The sequence below is a fragment of the Flavobacterium sp. genome (genome assembly GCF_036405015.1).
Lineage (GTDB): Bacteria > Bacteroidota > Bacteroidia > Flavobacteriales > Flavobacteriaceae > Flavobacterium.
The window spans coordinates 1-7,543 of record NZ_DASWYK010000007.1; the positions used below are offsets into that span (position 1 = coordinate 1).

Consider the following 7,543-nt stretch of genomic DNA (forward strand, 5'->3'; position numbering starts at 1 on the left):
CCACTTTTTTCCCAGAAGATACCGCTGTGGTAATAAATAAAATTAAAATAGAAATCACAGGACTATCTACTGTTGGCAAATATAATTGCTCAAATACCTTTAATATAAAGGATACAGTTTATGTAAACTCTGTTAAAAAAAATGCTTTCAATACCGATATTAAAATGTCAAACTTTGATTGCGGCAACAAAATAATGACGAAAGATTTACAGGGAACTGTAAAAGTTAAAAAATTCCCGAACAGCACCGTTAGTATTTCAGATATAAAAAGAGACGGGAAAAATTATAAATGCAGACTAAACTTCTATATTACAGATAAAACCTTAAAATACAAAGATTTCATATTATACAATACCGACGATAAAATTCAGGGAACTCTTAGTTTAAAATTCTCAGATATTGAATTAGAAGCTCCAGTTAAAATGGCTGGATTAATAAAAGTGAAAGATGATATTGTTATCAATTTCAGCTTATATAAAAATTAAAAAAAATTATCATCTCATTTCAAATTCAAAATTTTTGGCACAAGAATTGTCTTGCTCTCGAAAGAAAAATAATCTTACAAAGAGCTCAATCATTTTAAAATTTGTATTTTTATTTTTCAGCCATTAACCTTTAAGTTTTATCAACCTAAAAAAAATTGAAATTATGAAAAAACAGATTTTAAGTTTAGCTGTTATTGCTTTATTAGCATTCGCTGTTCAATCATGCGAGAAAAAAGAAAACAAGCCTGCAGAAGACGAATTAACACTTGGCAACAAAGTTGATTCTCTGACAACAGATATCAAAGAAGTAAAAGACAGCGCAGTAAGCAAAGCAGAAAGTGCCGCTGCAAAAGCAAAAGATGCTACAGAAACTGCAGCTCAGGATGTGAAAGATGCTACTAAAAAAGCAGCAAATGATGTTGAAACTGCAGCTAAAAAAACTGCAAATGACGTAAAAGATGCTACTAAAAAAGGTGCAGAAAAAGTTGAAAATGCAGCAAAAGCAGCAAAAGACGGAACTGTAAAAACAGCAAAAGAAGTAAATGAAGCTTTGAAAAAATAATTTTCATTTAAAACTCAAACAGAAACCATTCGCAACAACGAATGGTTTTTTTATGCAAAATAGTGAGCCAATATTTTTTGTATTTTTGTCTTCAAAATTGAAGATACTACAAAATGCATTTTATATCACAAGAATTAGAAGACTACATCGAACAACATTCTGAAAACGAACCAGAATTGTTGGCAAAACTAAACAAGGAAACCTACCAGAAAATACTTTTACCACGAATGTTAAGCGGGCATTTTCAAGGTCGCGTTTTAAGCATGTTATCAAAACTAATTCGTCCAGTAAACATTCTTGAAATCGGGACCTACACAGGTTACGCCGCTTTATGTTTATGCGAAGGAATGCAGGAAAATGGACAATTACACACTATTGATATCAAAGAAGAATTGGTCGATTTTCAAAGAAAATATTTTGACGCATCACCTTGGGGAAAACAAATTTTTCAGCATTTAGGTGAAGCAGTAAATATTATTCCCGATTTAGATCTAAAATTTGATTTGGTTTTTATTGATGCAGATAAAGAAAACTATCTGAATTATTGGGAAATGATTGTTCCCAAAATGAATAAAGGCGGAATTATCTTATCTGACAATGTTTTATGGAGCGGAAAAATTCTAGATCCTGTTCACCCGAATGATGTCAGCACAAAAGTGCTTTTAGAATACAATCAGCTATTGAAAGATGATCCGAGAGTAGAAACTGTACTATTGCCAATTCGTGATGGATTGACAGTTTCTAGAGTATTATAGTTTTTGAGGTACTAAGGTTCTGAGATACTGAGGTTCTAAGTTTTAATTTACTAGAAGTTTAAATGAGCTGCCTCCAGCTTTAGCTGGAGACATAATATTTATCTAAAAAAGGCTTTAGCCAAATACTACTCGTATTTTTGGCTAAAGCCTTCTTAATTGTATCTAGAAATCTCCAGCTAAAACTGGAGGCAACTCATTAAAATTTACATCAAGCTAAAAAACTTAGAACCTCAGTATCTCAGAATCTTAGCACCTTCCAAAAAAAACTATCCCGGAAAATATTGCGGTTTCAATTTTTTGTAAACCAAATAGATTAAGAATCCAAAAAGTGCTCCGAAGAAATATCCTGCCAGAATATCACCTGGAAAGTGTAACCCTAAATAAATTCGGCTGTAAGCAAAAATTAAAGGCCATAAGAACAAGAAGCCTAAATATTTAAAATAACGTCTTAAAACCAAAAATAAAAAAGTCGCAACAGCCATTGTATTTGCTGCATGTCCAGAGAAAAAACTAAATGATTTTCTTTCCTGCACCACTCTAATAATTGTATTTACTTCAGGATCATTACAAGGACGTAAACGTTGAAAAGTATGTTTGAATAAATTACAGGTCTGATCTGTAAAAGCAATCAAAATGGCAATAAAAAGCAGTAAATACAAAGTTTGTTTTCCTCCTATTTTTTTATAAATAAGATAGAAAAGAAATATAAAAAATGGTGTCCAATACAATTGTTGGGTTATGATCAACCAAAGTTTATCATAAGTTTCAGAACCTAATCCGTTAAGATATATTAAGAGTTTTGTATCTAATTCCTTTATTGTTTCAAGCATTATCTTTGGCGTTTAATAGGACCAGAAAGAGAATCAATATCTTCCTTTACTTTTTCGATTTCATTTGAAGTATCACCTAAGAGATTTCCTGTATCTCCAAGCAAATTCGATTTTGCATTATTAATTTCTGCATTGATATTTCCAGTGATATCATTCAAAGATTTTGAATCAAGACCATTTGCCTCTGCTCCTTTTTGAATTTCACTTTTAATATCATTCGTTGCATTTTTTAATTGAGCCATAGCTTTACCCATTGTACGAGCGATTTCTGGCACTTTATCTGAACCAAAAAGCATTAGTACTATAAACAGTATAAAAACTAATTCTCCTCCTCCTATACCAAACATAACTTTAATTTTTGTTGTTGCAAAGATATTAAATTTTGCAGCGTTGAGTTTTAAAATTAACTTAAAAAGTCCTTTAAAATACATTTCTTAAAAAGAAAAAGTTCATCTGGCTTTTAGAACCTGATGAACTTTTCAATATAATTTTATTTCTTTTTATTCAAATTTTGATTTTGCCTCTACTTTCGGCCAAGAGTTATTTGTAACATCAATATCTGCTGTTAACAGCTTTGGATCGATTTGAATACTCTTAATTGCTTTAGTTGTAGCATATACTTTTTTGGCAGTTTCATTACTCTTTCTCCAGATTTGTGCTGGATATTTGTAATTATCTTTAGAACCATCTTCATAAGTAATCTCAACCAAAATCGGCATAATCATTCCACCTGGTTTATTAAATTCTACTTCATAGAAATATTTAGGAGATTTAATGCTTGCTTTTTCTTCAGCTGTAAAAGTCTGATCTACATAATCTGCCAAAGGTTTGAAATCTTCAATTTTTAAGGCTTTTTTCTTAGATTGATTTACTTCTGTATTATCTCCCGAAACCAAATAAACGAAAGGCCCTTTTTCATATCCAAAACGTCCTTTTCTAACTTTTACATCTTTAATATCTGCAGTTGGCGTATCTGAAACATAGTATTGTTTTACATCTTTAATTCCGATATCTACAAAATCAGTTGAGTAAAACCATCCCCTCCAAAACCAATCTAAATCTACAGCAGAAGCATCTTCCATCGTTCTAAAGAAATCTTCAGGAGTTGGGTGTTTAAATTTCCATCTGTTGGCATACGTTTTAAAAGCATAATCAAACAATTCTCTTCCCATAACCACTTCTCTTAAAATATTAAGACCCGTAGCAGGTTTTCCGTAAGCATTGTTCCCAAATTGATGAATCGTTTCAGAATTAGACATAATTGGCTCCAAAAACTTTTGATCACCACTCATATATGGAACAATGTTTTTTGCCGGACCTCTTCTCGAAGGGAAATTCGAATCTAATTCCTGTTCTGCTATATATTCTAAAAATGAATTCAAACCTTCATCCATCCAAGTCCATTGACGTTCATCAGAATTTACAATCATCGGAAAAAAGTTGTGTCCAACTTCATGAATAACAACTCCAATCATTCCGTTTTTAACCTCTTTGCTTGTTACACCATTTTCATCTGGACGTCCGTAATTCCAGCAAATCATTGGATATTCCATTCCCTGATCTTCTGCCGAAACTGAGACCGCTTTTGGATAAGGATAATCAAATGTATGCGCCGAATAACTTTTCAAAGTATGAGCCACTGTCATGGTTGAAGTTTCTCCCCAAAGCGGATTTGCCTCTTTTGGATAAACCGATTCTGCCATAACCACTTTATTATTCAATTTCACAGCCATCGCATCATAAATGAATTTTCTTGAAGAAGCAATTCCGAAATCACGAACATTTTTAGCACTGAATTTCCAAGTTTTTTTCTTTTCAGAGAAACCTTTTTCAGCTGCTTCTGCTTCTGCCTGAGTTACAATAACTACAGGTTTATCAAATGATTTTTGAGCCTGCTCGTATCTTTTTACTTGTTCTGCAGTAAAAACTTCACTTCTATTCATTAATTCTCCTGTAGCATCAATTACATGATCTGCAGGAACAGTAATATTTACATCAAAGTTTCCAAAAGGAAGCGCAAACTCTCCGCTTCCCCAGAATTGCATGTTTTGCCAACCTTCTACATCATTATAAACTGCCATTCTTGGATAGAACTGAGCAATAACATAAAGTTTATTGCCATCTTTTTCGAACAATTCATATCCTGAACGCCCACCTTCTTTTCTATAATTATTGATATTGTACCACCATTTTATTGAAAATGATATTTTTTCACCTGGTTTTAAAGGAGAAGTTAGATTGATACGCATCATGGTTTCATTGATCGTGTAGGATAATGCATTTCCTTTCGCATCTTTAACTTGTTCAATATTAAATCCACGTTCTAGATCTTTCTTTAAATATTTAGAAGAAAACCCTTCAAGTGGTAAAACCTGATTGATTTTTTCCCCTTCAGCCAAAGAAGTCTGTCCGTTTGCTCTGGCCTGATTTTGATCCAGTTGCACCCATAAATATTCTAAACTATCAGGAGAATTATTGCTGTAAGTTATGGTTTCAGACCCCGTTAATTTTGAATTTTTATCATCCAGCTCAACATCAATCTTGTAATCTGCCTGTTGTTGATAATAGGCCGGTCCTGGCGCACCCGAAGCAGTACGAAACATATTTGGAGTCGCCAGCAAATCATACATTTGGCTAAACTTATTTGTATCGTATTTGCCCTGCTGCTTTACAGGCGTGGTTGCTGCTTTTTCTTGTGCAATTAACATGGCAGGAAAAAGCAATAATAATGAAATTTTTTTCATAAAAATTTAATGGTAATTTATCAGGTCGTGAAAATAATAATTAAAACCATATTTTTCCACCCTCATTAATACTTTAACACTTCTTTCCTTGAAGATTCTGTAAAGAGAACACTCTTTTTGGTATCAAATGCTGTAATATGTGTAATGTTTTGCTGTTCTGAATTCCAATCTAACAAAACACTATTTGAAATTTCCAGAGTTTTAAACTTGTCAATATTCTTAATTCTTGAATAACAAACCAAAACATCGTCTGCTTCGACTTCTTTAGATAAAAAAGTTATTTCTTTAGGTTGTCCGTTAACTTTAATTGAGAAATTTTCAGAAAGATATTTTTTCAACAAATCAACATCTGCCTGTGTTTCTTTGCTTGTTCCAACAAAAGTCTTCTTGCGATATTTTTTTTCCATCGCATTATTTAAATCATCAATAAAAATGCGGGAAGTAATCTGGAGCATTTTTTTCTCAGGAGCATAATTTACCTGAAAAACACCTACATAAAACTTATGAAAGGTAAATGCCGAAGACAACACAAACAAAACTGCCAACAGACAGCAACCTAATTTATTTTTCATTTCTTAGCGGCAGCCACTTTCTTAAATTCTTTATTCTTGTTGATCATAAAATCTATTAATTGAAATTTTTGATCAGGATCAACCATTTGTTTAGAGTGTGGATCATTTGAACAGTACATTAAAAACAATTCAATTTCATCCTCTTTAAGATTTAAAGTTTTGGTATAGAAATCTTTTGTAAAATTGTCTTTAGCATATTCTACAAAAGCAATATCTGTTACTTCTTCTTCTTTTATATCTTCTTTTTTGCTTAAAAGCTTTTTAACATCTTTAAAAATACGAACGAAATCCATTCCGTATTTAATGGTTTGATCAGAAAGCATTGCATTATTTTTAGCTGTCGATTGCTTATCATCTTCAAACTGCATATCTACAATACCTTGCGAACCACCACCTAAAGATTTTACTTTTAATTCTTTATGAACTACAACTTCCTTAAGTTCATTATTAACTAAATCCAATTTTGTTTTAAATAAAATCTCAGCACAATCTTTTTCTGTAAGAACAATTTTTTTGGACTGAAATGCTATTCCAGAAAACAACAGCGTATCTTTTGGCCGCGCCATGATATCAAATAAACCACCAGAACCAATAAATGTTCTTACATTGGCATTGACGTTCATTACATAACCACTTTCAATGGCTAAAAAATCATTTATAACCTGACCGTGTAATGGTTTCCTTGAACCGTTTTGCCCTAAGATAACTTGACAAAATAAGCAGACAACGAGTACTCCTAATTTATTTTTCATTTTCGAGAATTGTTAGATATTTTCTTGCTAGATCTGTGATTAAAAACATACTCATTGTTTTGTTTTTAGTATTCAAAGATACAGCAAAATCAGCATCATCCACACAAAATAATTGAAATCCTTTGATATCATCAACAGGAATTCGCAATCTGTCTGTGTAATAATTCTCTTCAAAAAGATATTCCAGTTTCCTAAAAAGGGCTTCTTTTTTCTCTACATTCACCTCTTTTTTCAACATTGTAGTACGACCCGACATTGCATTTAAAAGTTTATCTACAGAAGTAGAAGTAGCAGTATAAACTTTTCGTTCTGCCGGTGTATATTTCTTTTGTCCGTATGGAATAATTCCTAAATTTTCGGCTGTGATATTGGCATTTTCATTTACAACAACCTCTTTTAACTCAACTTCCTTAGCAATCATTTTTACGACCATTAAATTTGGATAGAAATCTGCCGAAGTAACCCTGCGTTTAAGCGGTTCCAGATTTACTGCAGAAAAAACCAAAACCTCGCCTTCTCTAGCAGTAATCAAAAAATTACCCTCAGAGTCCGAAACTGTTGCCAACTGAGTAGTATTATTAATAACATTAATTCCCTCAATCGGAACAGACTGTTCCAGCACTTTTCCTACTATCTGCTTTGAATCGTTTTTTTGCCCAAAACCAATCTGAACAAAAACCAACAACACAACAGCCAATATCGATTTACTTATTCTCACTCGCAATAATTTCTTTATACTTAACCGCCAATTCTCCTAAAAGAAATTCTGTTGAAGTTTTATTTTTAGAATTTAAAATCACTGTAAATTTTTCATTTTCTACAGCATAATATTCAAAGCCTTTG

General features: G+C 32.2%; 9 protein-coding genes. 3 read left to right on the plus strand and 6 right to left on the minus strand.

The genetic code is table 11. The features are described from left to right. From VGE71_RS00740 to VGE71_RS00750, 3 genes are all read left to right on the plus strand, one after another. A partial coding sequence (locus VGE71_RS00740) for a hypothetical protein (protein ID WP_331136589.1) occupies positions 1-485 on the plus strand: 485 nt, incomplete at its 5' end. A gap of 163 nt (positions 486-648) precedes the next feature. Next, the gene (locus tag VGE71_RS00745) at positions 649-1,047 is read left to right on the plus strand and encodes a hypothetical protein (RefSeq protein WP_331136590.1); all 399 of its coding nucleotides are present in this window, start codon (positions 649-651) and stop codon (positions 1,045-1,047) included. A gap of 113 nt (positions 1,048-1,160) precedes the next feature. Then, the gene (locus VGE71_RS00750; RefSeq protein WP_144215353.1) at positions 1,161-1,802 is read left to right on the plus strand and encodes an O-methyltransferase; all 642 of its coding nucleotides are present in this window, start codon (positions 1,161-1,163) and stop codon (positions 1,800-1,802) included. Positions 1,803-2,068: 266 nt separating this feature from the next. On the opposite strand, the gene VGE71_RS00755 is transcribed toward VGE71_RS00750, so the two are convergent. The 6 genes from VGE71_RS00755 to VGE71_RS00780 all read right to left on the minus strand — a co-directional run bounded on the left by VGE71_RS00755 (position 2,069) and on the right by VGE71_RS00780 (position 7,418). After that, positions 2,069-2,632, minus strand: coding sequence for a phosphatase PAP2 family protein (locus VGE71_RS00755; protein ID WP_331136591.1), 564 nt, complete (start codon positions 2,630-2,632; stop codon positions 2,069-2,071). Next, positions 2,632-2,979 carry a Sec-independent protein translocase subunit TatA/TatB gene (locus VGE71_RS00760; protein WP_331136596.1) on the minus strand — a complete coding sequence of 116 codons (348 nt, stop codon included), beginning with the start codon at positions 2,977-2,979 and terminating at the stop codon, positions 2,632-2,634. The genes VGE71_RS00755 and VGE71_RS00760 overlap by 1 nt, the downstream gene beginning before the upstream one ends. A gap of 153 nt (positions 2,980-3,132) precedes the next feature. After that, a complete protein-coding gene (locus VGE71_RS00765; protein WP_331136592.1) occupies positions 3,133-5,376 on the minus strand; it encodes a M1 family metallopeptidase in 2,244 nt (747 codons plus the stop codon). 65 nt (positions 5,377-5,441) lie between these two features. Further along, complete coding sequence (locus tag VGE71_RS00770; RefSeq protein ID WP_331136593.1) at positions 5,442-5,948, minus strand: DUF6702 family protein; 507 nt, start codon at positions 5,946-5,948, stop codon at positions 5,442-5,444. Further along, the gene (locus VGE71_RS00775; RefSeq protein ID WP_331136594.1) at positions 5,945-6,700 is read right to left on the minus strand and encodes a hypothetical protein; all 756 of its coding nucleotides are present in this window, start codon (positions 6,698-6,700) and stop codon (positions 5,945-5,947) included. The genes VGE71_RS00770 and VGE71_RS00775 overlap by 4 nt, the downstream gene beginning before the upstream one ends. Next, positions 6,690-7,418 (minus strand): carboxypeptidase-like regulatory domain-containing protein, encoded by a 729-nt coding sequence (locus VGE71_RS00780; protein ID WP_331136595.1) that lies wholly within the window; start codon positions 7,416-7,418, stop codon positions 6,690-6,692. Before VGE71_RS00780 ends, VGE71_RS00775 begins: the two co-directional genes overlap by 11 nt. Positions 7,419-7,543: the final 125 nt, after the last annotated feature.